Raw genomic sequence first — 17867 nt, forward strand, 5'->3', positions numbered from 1 at the left:
ATGATTATGAACGACAAAAGACGACTTTTACAAATCATAAATCTTGCATTTATATCCTCTGCTGTTTTTGCAACATTTTTTGGTTCTAATGCTCAGGAATCGAATAAAAGAGCATTATACAATCGTTCAGCAAATCTTATATTTTTTGTCTGCACTATTGTTGTAGCATTCATTGTGATTTTTTTTATAGGATTTATATTCTACACTGCTTTACCTGTATTCCAGAGTCAGGGTCTGATTAATTTTATTATTACTGATGAATGGAATTATGGTAAGAACATATACGGTATTAGGACCTTTATAGCTGGCACTGTCATAATGACTGTTGTTACTCTGATAATGGCAGTACCAATAAGCATTTTTACAGCAATATTCCTTTCAGAGATTGCGTCTCCCCGTCTTGCCTCCACAATAAGGCCTTTCATTGAATTACTTGTGGGTATACCATCTGTGGTTTACGGTATATTCGGATTGTTCGTGCTAGAAAATATATTTCAGAATCACATAGAGCCTGTACTTGCTTCACTTCTGGGTTTCATTCCTATATTTGTTGATGTCAATCCTCAGTCTGGATTGGGGGTATTGTTAGCATCAACAGTTTTAGCAATAATGGTATTTCCAACTATCACAACAATTTCTGAAAATGCCATTAGATCCGTATCTGTTGAGAATAGACATGCTTCTTTGTCTCTGGGTGCCAATAGGTGGGAAACGATAAGAAACGTGGTTCTTCCAGCTGCTTCCAGTGGGATTATGACTGCAGTTGTACTTGGAATGATGAGAGCTATGGGTGAGACGATGGCTATTGTAATGCTACTGGGTAATTCCAAAACAATCCCTTCTTCAGTAATGGGTCCTGGCTATGCAATGACATCAAAGATCCTCAATGATATTGGTCATCATTTTTCTGAAGAAGGCCCACGGGCAGCTCTGTTCGGTATCGCAGCAGTCCTCTTTGCGATTGAAATAGGTTTTGTTGCTGTTTCAAGATATCTGGGTGGTAGAAAATGAACCATAGAAAAGCAAAAGAATCTTTTTACATATTCCTATGTTATTTCTCAGCAGTCTTAGCAACACTGGCTCTTTTTGGAATACTTGGAAAAATCGCTCTGGAGGCTCTTCCAAGTCTTAACTTAGAATTCCTACTTACTCCTGAAAATGAAGCAGAAGGTTTTGGAGGTGGAATAGCAAATGCAATAGTTGGGACAATTCTGCTGTCATTGCTGTCCACAATATTTGCTTCTCCTATTGCGGTAGGGACTGCAATATATATGCAAAGATATGCAAAGAATGCGCGTCTTGTTAAGAGCTTTAGTTTTATAATAGATGTCCTCTCAGGAACGCCCTCAATTGTGCTTGGAATATTCGGACTGATGTTCCTTGTGTATTATATGCGCTTTATTACCGGTGGTTTTTCGCTTATTTCTGGTGCGATCGCTCTCACAATTCTGATCTTACCCGTGATCGAGCGTTCTGCAGAAGAGGCCATTAAATCTGTTCCTGCAGAATTAGAGGATGCAAGTTATGCACTGGGAGCTACAAAATGGGAAACTATCAGTAAAATTACTCTTCCAAATGCAACTACTGGTATTGTTACAGGTATAGTTCTCAGCATAGGAAGAGCTGCTGAAGAATCGGCAGTTGTGGTTTTGACTGCAGGTTATTCTCAATTTATGCCAGAGTTTGGTGTGGCTGCAAAGGAGAGTATGCTTTTTGGAATACGCATATCTCCATTACAGAATTTGGTAGCTTCTCTTCCAATAACAGTATACCATTCTTTTGAATTCCCGAGTATGGTATCTCCATCAGAAGGTTTTGCAGCAGCATTTGTCCTAATAGTCATCGTAATGGTCATCAATGCAATCACCAGATTGATTGTCTGGAGGCGCAGAATTGGCTAAACTTCAGCTAAGATCTCCTTTCAGTAGAAAGAGCCATTCATCAGAGATAGATGAGGTAATTCGGGAAGTGCTTGAAATAGAATTCAGCCCCGATCAGGCAATAATCATTCCAGAGAGCGGGGCGGATGGTCATGTACCTTTAGATGAAGATGGTCCCATCCTGATATCTGATGAAGTGGAAGTAATAGAAACCTTGGATACTACTGATACTAATATGGATATTTCGGAAGAGATAACAGGTGATGTAGTATCCTTGTCTGAGGATATGGGATTGGATGTAGATGTTTCTTCTCTTCAAAATAAAATGAATGGATCCGTCAAAAAGAAGAGATTTGGGTTAGTTTTGTCGAAGAAGATCAAAGGCTCATCTGAAAAGAAGAAGAAAAAGGATAATAATCAGGTGTCAGAACCAGAAGATAATTCTCTTCTCCCAGATAGTTCTGTGGAAAATAGTAAAAAAGGTACAAAGAGGTCAAAATTCAACCTTGACCTAAATTTTAGCTTAAAGAAGAAAAATGGCAAACAAAAAACAGCTGAGGAAGCTCTTATATCCACAGATGAGCAGGAACTGAGGTCTGAAGAAGATTCACAGGTCTCTTTACTTCTTAAAAAGATAGAACAGATAATAACTCCCGCTCCCGAAACAATTGAAGAGATGAAATTCACTTTCGGTGAACTATCGATCCCTGCTCCCGGAGTTCCTCAAAAGGAAGTCAATATAACTTATGAAGTGACATCTGGCACTCAGTACGTTCATATTGAGTTCGATGGTGAGTCTCTTCAATACAAGTGTCTGGAACCTCCACTAAGTGATAGTGAGAAGGAAGCACTTTACATAATACAGAATGCCTTTGACAAGATGGCACACTCTGAGATATTGCTTGTAGAAGAAGAGGACCGAGCTGAGGCTTTAAGGGACAGGTTCGAACTTATCGTTGATATCTATCGTCTGAAGCTTAGTGATACACAGAAGGACAAGTTCTTCTATTATCTTCATAAAAAATACATGGGCTTTGATAGGATGGACCTCCTGATGAAAGATCCCTATATCGAGGATGTAACCTGTAACGGTCCATTCACTCCTCTTTATGTTAATCACAGGGTCTATGGTTCAGTTGCCACAGATGTGGTCTACGAGGAAATAGAGCTCAACAACTTTGTCATGAGGATGGCACAGGCAGCAGGCAGGCATATCTCCGTTCTTGAACCCATCAGGGATGCGACCCTTGTGGATGGAAGTCGTGCCAACCTCACACTTGGAAAAGAGGTCACAAAAAGAGGTTCGACTTTCACTATCAGGCGTTTCAGGTCCAATCCTGTTTCCTGTATCGACCTGATGAACTACAAGACATATGACTCCACGGTTCTTGCATATTTCTGGTTAATGGTGGAGTACAAGCGTTCTGTGCTGGCAGCAGGAGGTACTGCATCCGGTAAGACCACCACTCTGAACGCTCTTGGTGCATTCATCCCTCCGGAATACAAGATAGTGTCGATCGAAGATACTGCTGAAATGAACCTTATGCATCCGAACTGGACTCAATCTATTACAAGGGCTGGTTTTGGTGGTGGCGAAAGTGGTAAGTCCGCAGGTGATATCGAGCTGTTCGACCTTCTTAAGGCCGCTTTGAGGCAGAGACCTGAATATATAGTGGTCGGTGAGGTTCGTGGTGCGGAAGCAGGTACTCTTTTCCAGGCTATCTCTGTGGGTCACCCCTGTATGGGAACCATACACGCAGGTTCTATCCATGAACTGCTTTCCAGAGTAGAATCAGAGCCTATGAACGTGCCAAGGAATCTATTTGCCAGTGTGGATATGGTGATCTTCAATTCCATGATCAAGGTCGGTGAACATTTCCTAAGGCGTGCACTGCGGATCGTTGAGGTTGTGGAACTTGATCCGGAACGTGGTGACCTTATCACAAATCCAGTTTTTAAATGGAACCCCATTACGGATGAATATGAGTTCAGTGGCAGTAGTGCTCTTTTTGATGACATTAACGAGGAGTTCGGTATCGAGCAGGCTGAACTTGTCAGGGAAATGGATATGAGGGCAAAATATCTCGAAAACCTTGCTCGTGACGGTATAACTGAATATGAAGCAGTTGCCAGAGCGATAAGGAGGTATTCAAGAGAAAAAGATGAAATGATGGAGATGAGTCATTAAATGGTCAGGACCCCGGACCTTGATGTTCATCACGCTTTCAATGAGGACGAGACCAATAAGTACATTGAGAAATACAAAATGTTCTGCTATGTATTCGGTAAGCACATAGATAAGAAACCTCAGGAAGATGTTGCAAAGTCATTATATCAGGCAGATATGGTGCTGACCCCTGGCATGTTCATGTCTCTTGCACTTGTGACGGCAGGACTGGCTTCAGGTATCATTTTCGTATTATCGATCCTACTTTTCAGCAGATCATCTTCTCCACTTGTCTATATCTCCGTTCTGACATTCCTGACATTCGGTCTGACTGTCAGTGGGTTTCCCTTCATGCTCTATAACAAGATATCGAACAAGAACATGAACATCGAGCATGAGCTCCCTTTTACACTGGGTTACATGACCATCCTTGCAAGCTCCGGTTCATCTCCGATGGATGTGATCAGGAAAGTCTCTATAGAGGACTATGGTGACGTTTCGACTGAATTTGGTAAGGTAATGTACCGTGTGGATGTTCTGGGGGAGGATGGTGTAAGTGCCATGAACCACCTTATCAGGAACACATCCTCGGAATCTCTCAGGGCCATATGTATAGATCTTGCCAATGCAATGCAGTCCGGTGGGGGTTTACGTACCTATCTTGAGATGAAATCACGTGAACTAATGGATATGAGAAGAAAGATGCAACAGGAGTTCGTGGATTCTCTTGGTGTGTATGGTGAAGGCTATCTCAGTGGCGTGGTCATGAGTGTTGTACTTGTGGTCCTGATGATAGTTGTCACAAGTGCACTTGGGATCGATCTTGGGCCTTTCACGGCCAAACAGATGTTCCAGTTCTTCGTTTACTTCATGTTACCTTTCATCAATATCGTTTTTCTTATTTTGTTGTGGATGAAATATTCAAGGAGCACTCTATGAACATTGCTATGAATATTGAAAAATATCGCCTGATAATAGGGCGATATGTGCAGATACTGACACTACGGTATGATATAAAACGAGAGTATCTTACATTGGGTATCCCGATATTTCTGGCATTCATGATACTTCTCATGGCAGTTCTTACAGGTCACTCCTTCGTTACCGATGAAGCATCAGCAGGAGCTGCTGTAAGTGATGAAGCTGCTGCAAAACATGCGGCATATGAAGCACTCGTTGCAGAGATGGAAGCCGCAGAGGCAGCAGAAAGAGGCGAGGTGATCGTTGCTGAAGAAGAGGAAGTGGAACCGGAGCCCGATGAGGAAAAAGGCAAAGATGATCTGGACCATATAATGGTCTTTGCAGTGCTTGTAGCGATCATTCCCTATTCGATAGATTCTCTATTAGAGAAAAGAAAGCTACAGAGAAGAGAACTAGCTTTCAGTGAGTTCCTTTACAAATTATCGGAGCTTATGAGAGGTGGTATCGATCCCGTAAAAGGTTTCATCAATCTCTCAAAGACCAACCTTGGTGCGATAAGTACTCATGCACAGGATGCTGCCTCCTCAATGGTACTTGGGAAATCTTTTGATGAATCCATGCACCGGATGTCCCGGTCCATGAACAGCCGCCTTGTAGCCAGATATATCGATGTGGTTGTCCAGGCAGCATATACTGGTGGTAATGTTGCTGACCTGCTGTTCCGTACTTCAGAGGATATGAGATCTGTCATTGCCATTCAGAGAGAAAAGGAAGCAAATCTGAAGCAGTACATTGTCATCTTCTATCTCGCACAGGGTATCATCGTGATGCTGACCTATATCCTTTCGACATCCCTGTTGCCTCTTATTCAGGGTGTAGGTATGGAAATGCTCGGTGGTGCAGGTCTTTCAGACATAGATTTTGAGCGTGGTTTCTTCCATATGATAATATTGAATGCATTGTTCGGTGGACTTATCATAGGGCAGATCACGGAGGGTGAGATAAAACACGGTTTCAAGCATTCGGCGATACTGATAATTTTAAGTTACATTGCATGTGTAACGCTGCTATTGCCTGCTGGTGTGGGTGCTACCTATACAATAAGTATGGTTTCCGGTGACGCACAGGAGGTCATGGGTGGCATACCATTACAGCAGCCTATCGTATTCAATGTTACAGATACGAATGGTGCTCCTGTTCCGGGTACTTTTGTTAAGATGACAATTTCACCGGATGGTATTATTACAAGTTCTATGACCGATGAGGATGGCAAAGTCTCAGTTGCACCGATACCAGGTTCTGATGCGGGTACGTATATCGTCACTGCAACAGCGGGTGAATCAAAAGGGACAGCAACAATAATAGTGAATGGAGGAGATGATTGATCGCTCCTTCATTCATTTGGATGTTTCATAATTTGATATTAAAAAAGATAATAGGACAGGTCTAACCAACCCTTTCTCTGTTATCCATGGTAATACCCTGACTGGTGACATTATAGGCGATCATCTTGTTCAGGGGGATACTTCCTTTCATCTTAGGTATGTTGATGTATCTGTTGATCTTGCCACCGGCGTACTCTGTTCTGAACTGGATAACACCATCTACCATAGAGCGGAGTATCTTCTCTGCTCTTTCTGGCAGAATTCCGATATCTGCTGAGAGCAGGAATGTTATATTTGCTTCCCTGCTGATCCTGATGAGGGCTTCTATAGTTTCAGAAATGACCTCTACATCCTCGTGAATGAAAAGTGATGAGAACATGTCGATCACACAGACGTCCGCATCGGCTATATTGTGCAGAGGACCAGCACCTTCTCCATAGAGGCGGATGCACAGTTTGTGTCTTCTGTAGCACATGTCAAGCAGGGATATCGGATCTGAGAAATTTCCGATGACGGTAAGTCTCTCCTTATGATCCTGGGTCGCTGGTATGTTGAGTTCCTCTATTATATCCTTCTCGGAACTTCTGGTGGAAATGTAGTGAACTTTCTTTCCAAGTTTCAGTGCATCGGAACTGATCTTGCGGAAGAAGACACTCTTTACATCTCCTATATCCTCTTCTATTAACAGTACCACATTGGAAGGTACGTTTTTTAAACCGAAGCTAGTTAGCACCATCAAATCCCTAAAAGTGATTATTGCTTAAATGGTTTTGGAATAAAATGGCAAAATCTATAGATTATTGGGAGCTATATATATTATAGAAATAAAGTATATAATCGCAAATGCACTTTTCATCAGAGATGGCTGGCAACGATATGAGCACTTTCCTGCGCAATGATCGCGGGGTTACTGTTGTATTTGGTACTTTGTTACTGATACTTATTACGATAATCGCTGCCACGAGTGTGGCATATATGATCTCTACTACGCAGAAGCAGGCGATGGATCTTGAAAGTCACAAAGCATCCGTTGAGAACGAGGATCTCAAAATAGTATCTATTGACCCGGTTGGTGATGGTTCTAATTGGGAGTCCATTGACCTCAAAGTTCTTAATCTCAATACTGCAGATTCCTATATCTCAGCAATAAACGTCAATGGCGGATATTTCCTCCATTACAAGGCGTATGAGAGTGAAGGTGTGTTCGATGTCTACAGGGATTACCCTGCTGTCTATAGTGCGAACCACAAGGTTGTGGTTCCGGCCACAAGGAGCAAGACGATCCACCTGAATTTTTCGGATATGGTCCTGGAAGGCTCAGAGACGATCGACACTTCATCATGGACCAATAACAGTCTTGACCACTCATACACACTGGATAAGCATCCATGGTATGCATTCGGTGAGGTTGCATATGACTACCATGTCAATTATTCTTCCAACGGAACAGAATGCCTTAAAACCGGTAATTTCTCAATAGATGATGAGAACCGGGAGATAACCCTTTTTGGTTCAGGTTCTGGTGGGAACCTTACCAACAATACGGATTATGATATCTTCTACAAGGTCTATCTTACTTCATATGCAGGTTCATCTCCCTCTGAGAGCGATCCTATAAAGGTCGAGATAATAACCTCTTATATCAATGTCTTCAAGGAACTTTTCACACCGCCAATGCCAGTGGCCGAGGTCCAGTTCAAGGTGGAGTATCTTCAGAATGCCAATGGTACCCAGACCCCTAACAGTTATCTGATACTGGATGCATCTGATTCTCAGGATGTGGATGGTTTTATTACAAGCTATAAATGGGCCGTGTGGAAGGATTCGGGTAACGGAACAGTGACACTTTATGACTATGATCTCTCAGGTATGGTTGTAAGGCCAATAGGTATCGACCCTTATAATGACAAGAATGTCACTATCGATCTTGAGATAACAGATGATGATGGCATGACCTCCCGACTCGGTCAGGTGTCAGGTAACCTGACGATCCTTTAAATATCTAAGATATATAACAAAATCAAAGGAAGGATATACATTTCACATAAAAGAAAGATCCAGTTGACAGGTGGTTCCACATACATAGTTTCTCTTCCAATAGACTGGGTAAGGGAAGGTGACCTTGGTGCTGGGGATACTGTAGTTCTTACGGTGAAGCCGGACCGTTCACTCTTGATCACTCCTGATCAGGGAAAGCAGAGAAAGAACGGCCGTTCAAAGGTCGAGATGATCGCATCTGAAGACAGAGAAGAGAATTTCAGGACACTTGTGGCGAACTATCTTGTTGGCTATGATATCATCAGGGTAGTCTGTCCAGGTGGTTTTTCTGCAGCTGAACGTAAGTATCTCAAAGAATCTGCCAGAAAACGTCTGATTGGTATCGAGATCGTCGAGGAGTCCAGGACCGAAGTAGTTCTACAGAATCTTCTGAACTATCAGGATATCTCACTGGAAAAGTCCCTGCAGAGCATGTTCCGTATAATATCTTCCATGATGGAGGACTCTATCGTTGCTTTAAGGGAAGGTGATGTGGAACTTGCTAAAGACATAGTCCAGAGGGACAATGATGTCGACAAATTCTATCTTTTAAGTGTAAGGCAGATCAAGGCTGCACTGGATGATTCTGTCCTTGCCCAGAAGATCGGTATCAAAAATTCAAAAGATTGCCTTGGTTATCGTCTTATAATCAAGCTCATGGAACGTATAGGTGATCACGTTCATGGAATAGCAAACACCGTTATTCAGATAGGTGATCATAAGAACGATAATGAGGAAGTTATCGAGATGGGTATGGTTTCACACAGGCTTTTCCAGGATTCGTTCCAGGCTGTTCTGGATATCGATGTTGAGATCGCAAATCATATAATGAGGACCTCAAAAATATCATCTGCTCTTGGTAACAGGATAATTCAAAGATCAGAGTTATCTGATAGTGCTTATTGTCTTTATGGGGAAAAGCAAAGAAAGATAATTGAGAGTTTCCAGCGTATCGTTGAATATAGTGCCGATATCGCTGAAATGGTCATCAATATGAAAGCTACTGACATTAAAGAGTCTCTCTCAGGAGAGGCCCAGATACTCGAACAGGCTTGATCTTACAGTTATTACCATAAGGTTATTGATCACAAGGACAAGGCCGAACAGGCTGATCCCCATCCTTGATATATCCCATAGCTTCCTGGCATATGAATGAACCGATGTCCTGACCGATCTGTAGTTCCAGTAGATCACCAGCAGTATCAGCATCTTTACTACAAGTAAGGACCATATTCCGTGAGATGCCATTATCCCTGAAAGAAAACCATTCTCCTCAAATCCGTATCCATTGCTAAGTGCATGGAATGTGGTAAGGAAATCCCCTATTACGTAAAGCAGGATGATGTATCTTGCATCATAGATGAATTCGTATATCTCTTCTGTGCTGAACAACCCTTTTTCGATATTTTTAGAGAACATACCTGCATAGAAGCTTGCTCATGTATATTGGTGGAATGTAGTTATTTGAGGTAGTTATGTTCATATTTTTCTTAAAATAGAATAAATATAATTAAAATATATATTATGGTCCATAAATTATATATCTCTATGTCATATCGAAGTTATTCCGGGTATGGCATGAATGACCATTATGTGTAATTTAAGAAAAATACAATTAATAGAATTGAGAGATCTGAAAGTAAAAATAAAAAAAGAGAGAGGTTGAAGATCAGATCTTCAGTTTGCTCATCCTTTCTACAGCTTCGTTGATCCTCTCAACGGAGCGGGTCAGTGCAAATCTGATATAACCTTCACCGTAAGTTCCAAAGCCAACACCTGGTGTAGCTACGATACCTGCTTCCTCAAGGAGCAACTTTGAGAATCCCATTGAATCATATCCTTCAGGAACAGGTGCCCATACGTAGAATGTTGCCTTAGGTGGCTTGACGTCTATTCCGAGTTCTTTGAGTCCCTTAAGGAGTGTATCTCTTCTTTCCTCGTATATCTTGTTCATGTCAGCAACACACTGCTGGGAACTGGAGAGTGCAGTGATACCTGCCATCTGAACAGCATCGAAAGCTCCGGAATCGATGTTTGACTTTACCTTGCCGATGCCAGCTATTATGTCCTTGTTACCTACTGCAAAGGCAAGTCTCCATCCGGTCATGTTGTAGGTCTTTGAAAGTGAGTAAAGTTCAATTCCCACATCCATTGCACCGTCAACGCTCAGGAAGCTTGGTGCCTTGTAACCATCGTAGGTCATTTCAGAGTATGCGTTGTCGTGGATGACCACTATATCATTGTCACGGGCGAACTGCACAACCTCTTCAAAGAACTTCTTATCAGCGGTTGCTGCAGTAGGGTTGTTCGGGTAGTTCAGGAACATCAGCTTTGCTTTTGCAAGTTTGTCCTTTGGTATTGCGTCAAAGTCCGGCAGGAAGTCATTTTCAGCCAGAAGTGGCATGATGTGTGCTTCTCCGCCTGCGAACTCTGTACCGATCTTGTAGACCGGATATGCAGGGTCAGGACAAAGTGCTATGTCCCCTGGGTTGATGAACGCAAGGGGAATATGTGCTACTCCTTCCTTGGATCCGATAAGTGTAAGTGTCTCTGATGCAGGATCAAGATCAAGTCCTCTTGTTTCCTTGCACCAATCAGCAGCAGCTTTCCTAAAGCTCATCATTCCTGTGTATGATGGATATGTGTGTGTTTCCGGGTTACGTACAGCGTCACACATTGATTCTACAATGTGGTCCGGAGTTGGCTGATCAGGGTCACCAACACCAAGATCTATGACATCTACACCCTTTGCTTTTACTGCAGCCTTTGCTTCATCGATCGTTGCAAATAAGTATGGTGGTAATGAATTGATCCTGTCTGAATACATTTATTCACCTAAATTTGATCATTTTTGTGCCAATGGGGCATTTATGCATCATCTATTGCTTCTCATCTATTTAATAGCATGGTATACGGGATCTTTGTCTATCTCTGTACACTTCTTCATATTGATCTGTGTATCGCAACAAAATCTATTAATATAAATAATATATATTGTAATAATATATTAGTTGAAATACTGGAACGTGGTGTGGCCATTAATTTAGAAGAAAAAAGATCCATTCTGGAAAAAAGGGAGCGGGAGCTAGAATGCATATACAGCATATCTGACCTGTTCGATCTTCATGTACCTCTTAAGTCCCTTCTAAAAGGGATCATGCAGAGATTGCAGCCTGCTTTTCTATACTCTGAGGTTGCAGAGGTATGCATAGTTCTGGATGGGGATATATACAGTACGGATAGATTTGAAAAGAACATCCATACTTTATCCAGCAATATAGCAGTACACGGTCATAAACGTGGTTCTATTCACATATCTTATTCAGAAGAGCGTCCATATCATGACATAGGTCCGTTCCTTAAAGAGGAACAACGCTTGCTGGATGTTATTACATCACGTCTTTGCAAAGTGATCGAGAGAAAACATGTTGAAGAGGCTCTCCTTGAGTCTGAGAAAAGATACAGGATGATCTTCGATGTTTCCCCGCTCGGTATTTTCGTAGATAACAAAGGGACCATAAGTCATTGTAACAGAGGTTTTCTCAACATATTCGGAGTACAGAAGGCCGATGTGGTCGGTGCCGAGATATTCGACTATGTAAATGATGAAGATCTTAACAGGATCCTTGCAGGTATCTCAAAGGATACGAATGCATTCTATGAGAATGAATACTCTGCACGTACAGCAGGCAGAGAGATCCACTTGAAGTCATATTATGTTCCTTTGAGGAACAAGGATAATTCTATTTATGGCGGTATTGGCCTGCTCGCCGATATAACTGCAAATAAGAACTCTGAAGAGGAACTTGAGAACCAGAAAGAACTTCTTACAAGTACGTTCAATGCATTGCAGGATCTTATTATCGTAGTTGACAGAGAAATGAGGGTAGTTACAAGTAACTGGAACAGCGATCAGATAATTCCTCCACAGGAAGGTGATCAGCATCCACAGATGTGTGATCTGTTCACTCATGATCTGTTCCCTCACGACACGTGTCCTGTCAAGGATGTATTCTCTACAGGACGTATGAAAGAATTCGAACATACTGATCCTGTTGATGACCGGGTCCGGGATTTCCGTATATTCCCTGTATATGATACTAAAGGGGATGTTGCTATGGCTGTAAGCCATATACGCGATATCACCGAACGTAAACAGACAGAGGAAGCACTGAAAAGGTCGACCTCTGACCTTGAACTTGCTTATGAGGAATTGAAATCCCTTGACAAATTAAAGGATGAGTTCCTGTCGAATCTCCGCCATGAACTGAACACCCCTCTTACTTCTATAAAAGGATTCAGTGAACTTCTTTATGATGGTACCCTTGGTCCATTGAACGACAAACAGGCAAATGCGATCGAGCGTGTAGTGACAAAGTCACGTAAATTGCAGAATCTTATCGATTCACTATTATTTATCAGTACCAATCAGAACGGGAATATCAGGTACAATTTCGAACCTGTGGATATATCATCCGTTCTTAACAATGCTGTGAACCTTTTCTTTGATCCCATGAAGGAAAAGAACTTGCGTATTCATGTGGATCATACATTCGATTCATGTTCAGTAGATGCTGACAGGACATATCTGCCACAGATATTCCTCAATCTAATGGACAATGCAGTTAAATTCACACCTGCGAACGGGACGATCACTGTATCTGCTCATATCGAGGCAGAAGGTATCCATGTTGTTATTGGGGATACAGGAATAGGTATTTCAGAAGAGGATATCCCTGGACTTTTTAAGATGTTCCATCAGATAGATAGTTCTTCAACAAGGACCTATGGTGGGAACGGACTGGGGCTCTATATCAGTAAAGTTATCGTAGAGAATCACAAAGGCGATATTTGGATCGAAAGTGAAAAAGGGACAGGGACAGATGTTCATGTCTATATCCCTATGAAGCAGGATCAGTTCTCAGCTTCTTCCAGCTCTCCTTCTGTATCCTGTGAAAGACCCATGCCAAGATAGTTCTCATTTGTTGGGAGCTCTAGATAGAATTTATCAGTGCTGTCGATCTCTATTGTTCCTGACACTATTGTATAATCAAGGATGTGTCCGCCACCTGTTCTGTCATCTGTTATGAAATGCAGATGATAACCTGGGACATTTATACCATCGATATATTCAGGCATCCAGTATCCGACAATAGTACCTTTCGTATCATTGAACTCAAAGACAGACTGGTCCTTTGTCACATCAACAAGCCTTGGATATGGCTTTTCCTGCGGTGCTACACTGCGTGTTCTCATGTAACTGAAATCTCCGGTGATCTTCACAGCATACATTATGTTCTGACTGGGAAGAAGGTCAGCTATGTGTTCTGCCATCTGCTGGCTGTCCATCTGATCATTAACTGTTTCTTCAATATCGGTCTCAAAGAAAGTGACAGCAGCGAATGGTGATGTTGTGCTATCCTCTACTTGGTAGATATTACCGTCAGCTTTGACCTGATAGATAACGCCATCAAGTACCAGCATCTCTCCATCAAGGTTATCGAATGTGCCAAGTCCGAGATCACCTTTCTCTTTCAGTTCTCCACAACTTATCTCTCCGTCATAGACCCCTTCAAGCAGGGCATTGATTATTGAGAACTGGTATATTGTGTCTGTTTCTGTCTCTGATGTCATTTCAGCATTACTGGCTGTGTCCACATCAGTTACAGTTCCGTCTTTCTGTTCACTGATACAACCTCCTGCTATTGCTGACAGAATAACAGTCAGTAGAATAATGAATATCTTCGATCTTCTCATTTGTATTTCCTCATTGTTTGAAGGATGTATCTATCATTTATTATATATTTACTTTGTTAGTTCTTATCCGCTGATCTGGCCTTTGATCAGGATACGGGTTATAACACTACGTGTAAGCAAATGACGAATAGGGAAAAAGATATGAAATGATGGTATTGTTCCTTTCGGAACGTTACCATCTGTTAGAAAAAGGTATGTTTATGCTGCTGCGGTTTCACTGACGATGTTCTTCAGGTTGAGCAGGATAAGTAACCTGTCTTCCAGTTTACCAACACCGTTCAGGTATTCAGCATTGATCTTCTGTGAGATGATCTCAGGGGTCTGCTCGATGCTGGAGCTATTGAGGCGTATTACCTCGCTTACGGAATCAACTACCAGTCCCACGATGGTACCATCTATATCAACTACAACGATCCTGGATTCGTCTGTTATTTCCTGTGTTGACATCCCAAAGCGTTTGTCAAGATCCATGACAACAATTATCTTTCCTCTTAAGTTGATAACACCTTTTACATATTCAGGTGATCTTGGGATCCTTGTTATTTCAGGCATCCTTATTATTTCCTGAACCTGCATGATATTGATCCCGAACTCTTCGACTCCCAGACTGAAGATCACAAGCTGGTTAAGGTCATCATCAATATTGTCTGCGTAACTATCATTCTCGTTAGCCATAATTTTACCTCGGTGAAACGGAACCATATTAGCACACTATGGTCCGTACATAATTATTCTGCATAATATTATATTCAAGTTAGTATAAATAACTTCTCTTAGGTGGCAATAATTGCCTTAATCCTCCTTCAACTCTTAAAAACCGATCCTTATTTAAGTATTTAGATCAATAGCACGCTAAAAACCAGTATCACTATTCATTTAGTCAAATCATTTTTTACTATCACGAGGGTTCAAATGAGCGATATTTTACGTAGAGGCCGCTTATCTTCAACACCAGATGAAGATATGATAAATTTCACATCATCAATGTCCGCTGATAAATGGATATTCGAAGCTGACATCCTGGTGGACATGGCTCACACGGTCATGCTGCATGAACAGGGTATCATCAAGAAGGAAGATTGCAGTAATATCCTTACAGGATTGTTGAAGATAAGGGAAGAGGGTATCGAGAAGCTTGACCACAGTTATGAGGATATTCACATATCCCTTGAGTCAAGGCTTATAGATATAGTAGGGGAGGACACAGGAGGCAGGATGCACTCCGGTCGTTCCCGTAATGATGAGGTTGCAACCTGTATAAGGATCAGATTGAGAGATGAGCTTCTTTCCCTTATGGAAGAGCTTCTGGAGCTTCGAAAGGCACTTCTTGGAAGAGCATCAGAGAACACTGAGACACTGATGCCTGGTTTCACACATCTGCAGCATGCACAGCCAACCACATTCGCACATCATCTTGTTGCACATTCCGATGCAATAGGCAGGGATATAGAACGTATCGTAAGTGCGTTCTCAAGGGTGAACAAATGTCCGTTGGGTTCTGCAGCCTTTGCTTCCACAGGTTTTGATCTTAACCGTGAGAGGACACGTACACTTCTTGGTTTTGATGACATGCTGGGTAATTCTATGGATGCTGTAAGCACCCGTGATTTCCTGATAGAATCCGCATCTTCTATGTCCAATATAATGGTCAATCTTAGTAAGATGGCAGAGGAGATCATCATCTGGTCAAGTTCCGAATTCTCTTTCGTTGAACTTGATGATATGTATGCTTCCACATCATCCATCATGCCACAGAAAAAGAACCCTGATTCTGCTGAACTTGTAAGAGGTAAGGCAGGTACTGTGATCGGTTCACTCATGGCTTTGCTCTCTTTATGTAAGGCACTTCCACTTAGCTACAACCGTGACCTTCAGGAAGCGACACCTAACATGTGGCGTGCTGTGGAGACGACCAGAAGTGCCGTGCGTATCACAAAGGGTATGATCGCTACCATGAAGGTGAACACTGAAAGCATGGCTGAGAAGTCTGTTCTTGGTTTCACAACAGCAACTGAGATAGCAGATACTATGGTAAGGGCGGGAGGAATTCCGTTCAGGACAGCTCACCAGATAGTTGGTGTGCTGGCACGTGGCGATGGTAACCCAACACTCGAGGAAATAGATGCGGTGGCAAAGGATGTTATCGGCGAGACCCTGAATGGACGCGGACTTACAGCAGAGATGGTAAAGGAAGCTCTAGATCCGGTACTGAATGTCAGCAGAAGGAATATCACAGGTGGTCCTGCTCCAACCGAGATGGAAAGGGCTATCAAGGCACGTATGGAAGAGCTTGAGAGCACAAAGGCGGAGATATCCGTTCTGAACAAGGGCATCGAGGATTCACTGAAGGTGCTTTACAGTGTCGTTGAAGACTATACCGGAACAAAGGCCTGAAAGTTATCAGGTCTGTCAGATACATATAATACTATAATTCTTATAACAATCAAGGGATGATCATGGACTTCGAAGAAGGTGACAGAGTAAAGGTCGAGAAAGCAGGTGTGGAGTACGAAGGTATCGCCATGCCAAGCACGACCGGTCATATAATCATAAAGATGGTAAGTGGATACAATGCAGGGATAGACCCTGAGGGTGCCACTGTTACAGTCGTGCAGAAGAAACAGGATATGGAAGCTTCTACCAAGGCAGCTGGAAAGGCTGAAGTGGAGCCAAAGAAGGGTCTTCCAAAGGTATCCATTCTCTCAACAGGAGGGACCATTGCAAGTAAGATCGATTACAGGACCGGTGCTGTAACTTCCCAGTTCTCAGCGGATGATATCCTGCAGGCGATCCCTGAGCTTACTGAGATCGCTAATTTCAGTGGAAAGGCCATCTATAACATCCTTTCCGAGAACATGAAGGCAGACTACTGGCAGGAACTTGCAAAGGCTGTTGTTGAAGAGATCAAAAATGGTGCCGATGGTATCATCGTTGCTCATGGTACTGACACCATGATGTACTCTGCTGCTGCATTGTCCTTTATGATCGATACTCCTGTGCCTATTGTTTTCGTAGGTTCACAGAGGAGTGCTGACAGGCCGAGCAGTGACAATGCCATGAACGCTATCTGCGCTGCAAAGGTTGCTGTAAGTGATATTGCTGAAGTGACTGTTGTCATGCACAGTGAATCATCAGATGATAAGTGTTCCATCCACCGTGCCACCAAGGTCCGCAAGATGCACACATCCAGAAGGGATGCTTTCAGGTCCATCAATTCAGAGCCAATAGGTTATGTGGACTATTCCACCGGGGAAATATCAACGGGTCTTTCCTACACAAAGAGGAATGAAAAGGAACTGTCACTCATGGCTTCACTGGAGCCAAAATGTGCCCTTGTGAAGTTCACTCCTGGTTCAAGTTCTGACATACTCGGATATTTCATCGATGCAGGTTACAAAGGCATCGTCATAGAAGGAACAGGTCTCGGTCACGTATCCACTGACTGGATACCACAGATAGAGAGAGCCACATCACAGAAGATCCCGGTCATCGTTACATCTCAGTGTCTCAACGGCAGGATCTGTGACAGGGTCTATGACACAGGCAGGGACATCTTAAAAGCCGGAGCCATCGAAGGCGAGGATATGCTTCCTGAGGTTGCACTTGTTAAGATGATGTGGACCCTTGGTCAGATACAGGATTATGATGATGCAGTTGATATCCTTAAACAGGATATCAGGTGCGAGATCAATGAGAGGAGCCTTGAATAAGACATTCAAC

General features: G+C 42.5%; 15 protein-coding genes. 10 read left to right on the plus strand and 5 right to left on the minus strand.

Annotation, left to right across the window (positions count from 1 at the left end):
* The first annotated feature begins 6 nt into the window (after positions 1–6).
* Genes pstC through BM008_RS02830 form a run of 5 tightly spaced genes read left to right on the plus strand, consistent with a single transcriptional unit; the run spans position 7 to position 6353 of the window.
* The gene (pstC, locus tag BM008_RS02810; protein WP_091932876.1) at positions 7–1011 is read left to right on the plus strand and encodes a phosphate ABC transporter permease subunit PstC; all 1005 of its coding nucleotides are present in this window, start codon (positions 7–9) and stop codon (positions 1009–1011) included.
* A complete protein-coding gene (gene pstA, locus BM008_RS02815) occupies positions 1008–1901 on the plus strand; it encodes a phosphate ABC transporter permease PstA (RefSeq protein ID WP_091932879.1) in 894 nt (297 codons plus the stop codon). The genes pstC and pstA overlap by 4 nt, the downstream gene beginning before the upstream one ends.
* Positions 1894–4068, plus strand: a complete 2175-nt coding sequence (locus BM008_RS02820) for a type II/IV secretion system ATPase subunit (protein WP_245747832.1) — start codon at positions 1894–1896, stop codon at positions 4066–4068. Before pstA ends, BM008_RS02820 begins: the two co-directional genes overlap by 8 nt.
* Complete coding sequence (locus tag BM008_RS02825) at positions 4069–4986, plus strand: type II secretion system F family protein (protein WP_091932882.1); 918 nt, start codon at positions 4069–4071, stop codon at positions 4984–4986.
* Entirely contained in the window at positions 4983–6353 is a 1371-nt protein-coding gene (locus tag BM008_RS02830; RefSeq protein WP_245747833.1) for a type II secretion system F family protein, read from the plus strand. Before BM008_RS02825 ends, BM008_RS02830 begins: the two co-directional genes overlap by 4 nt.
* Positions 6354–6414: 61 nt before the next feature.
* Here BM008_RS02830 and BM008_RS02835 read toward each other — a convergent pair whose 3' ends face one another.
* Entirely contained in the window at positions 6415–7089 is a 675-nt protein-coding gene (locus BM008_RS02835; protein WP_091932886.1) for an RAD55 family ATPase, read from the minus strand.
* Between the two features lie 125 nt (positions 7090–7214).
* Here BM008_RS02835 and BM008_RS02840 point away from each other — a divergent pair, with 125 nt between their 5' ends.
* Together BM008_RS02840 and BM008_RS02845 are read left to right on the plus strand one after the other, a co-directional pair.
* Positions 7215–8351 (plus strand): archaellin/type IV pilin N-terminal domain-containing protein, encoded by a 1137-nt coding sequence (locus BM008_RS02840; RefSeq protein ID WP_177187936.1) that lies wholly within the window; start codon positions 7215–7217, stop codon positions 8349–8351.
* Between the two features lie 63 nt (positions 8352–8414).
* The gene (locus BM008_RS02845; RefSeq protein ID WP_245747835.1) at positions 8415–9446 is read left to right on the plus strand and encodes a phosphate signaling complex PhoU family protein; all 1032 of its coding nucleotides are present in this window, start codon (positions 8415–8417) and stop codon (positions 9444–9446) included.
* Here the strand turns inward: BM008_RS02845 and BM008_RS02850 are convergent.
* Positions 9414–9809: a DUF5658 family protein gene (locus BM008_RS02850; RefSeq protein WP_091932896.1), complete on the minus strand. Its 396-nt coding sequence runs from the start codon at positions 9807–9809 to the stop codon at positions 9414–9416. The genes BM008_RS02845 and BM008_RS02850 overlap by 33 nt on opposite strands.
* A 250-nt stretch (positions 9810–10059) precedes the next feature.
* Positions 10060–11217 carry an LL-diaminopimelate aminotransferase gene (locus BM008_RS02855; RefSeq protein ID WP_091932899.1) on the minus strand — a complete coding sequence of 386 codons (1158 nt, stop codon included), beginning with the start codon at positions 11215–11217 and terminating at the stop codon, positions 10060–10062.
* Between the two features lie 204 nt (positions 11218–11421).
* On the opposite strand from BM008_RS02855, the gene BM008_RS02860 reads away from it, so the two are divergent.
* Positions 11422–13365 carry a sensor histidine kinase gene (locus BM008_RS02860; RefSeq protein ID WP_177187937.1) on the plus strand — a complete coding sequence of 648 codons (1944 nt, stop codon included), beginning with the start codon at positions 11422–11424 and terminating at the stop codon, positions 13363–13365.
* Here BM008_RS02860 and budA read toward each other — a convergent pair.
* Together budA and BM008_RS02870 are read right to left on the minus strand one after the other, a co-directional pair.
* On the minus strand, positions 13305–14147 hold the full coding sequence (budA, locus tag BM008_RS02865; RefSeq protein WP_091932906.1) for an acetolactate decarboxylase: 843 nt from the start codon (positions 14145–14147) through the stop codon (positions 13305–13307). The two genes, BM008_RS02860 and budA, sit on opposite strands and share 61 nt — an antisense overlap.
* A gap of 198 nt (positions 14148–14345) precedes the next feature.
* Entirely contained in the window at positions 14346–14822 is a 477-nt protein-coding gene (locus tag BM008_RS02870) for a chemotaxis protein CheW (RefSeq protein WP_091932909.1), read from the minus strand.
* Between the two features lie 237 nt (positions 14823–15059).
* Between BM008_RS02870 and argH the strand changes: the two genes are divergently transcribed.
* Both argH and gatD read left to right on the plus strand, forming a co-directional pair.
* Positions 15060–16541 carry an argininosuccinate lyase gene (gene argH / locus BM008_RS02875; RefSeq protein WP_091932912.1) on the plus strand — a complete coding sequence of 494 codons (1482 nt, stop codon included), beginning with the start codon at positions 15060–15062 and terminating at the stop codon, positions 16539–16541.
* A 62-nt stretch (positions 16542–16603) separates the two neighbouring features.
* Positions 16604–17857: a Glu-tRNA(Gln) amidotransferase subunit GatD gene (gene gatD / locus BM008_RS02880; RefSeq protein WP_091932914.1), complete on the plus strand. Its 1254-nt coding sequence runs from the start codon at positions 16604–16606 to the stop codon at positions 17855–17857.
* Positions 17858–17867 lie beyond the last annotated feature (10 nt).

The sequence above is a fragment of the Methanolobus profundi genome (assembly GCF_900114835.1).
Lineage (GTDB): Archaea > Halobacteriota > Methanosarcinia > Methanosarcinales > Methanosarcinaceae > Methanolobus > Methanolobus profundi.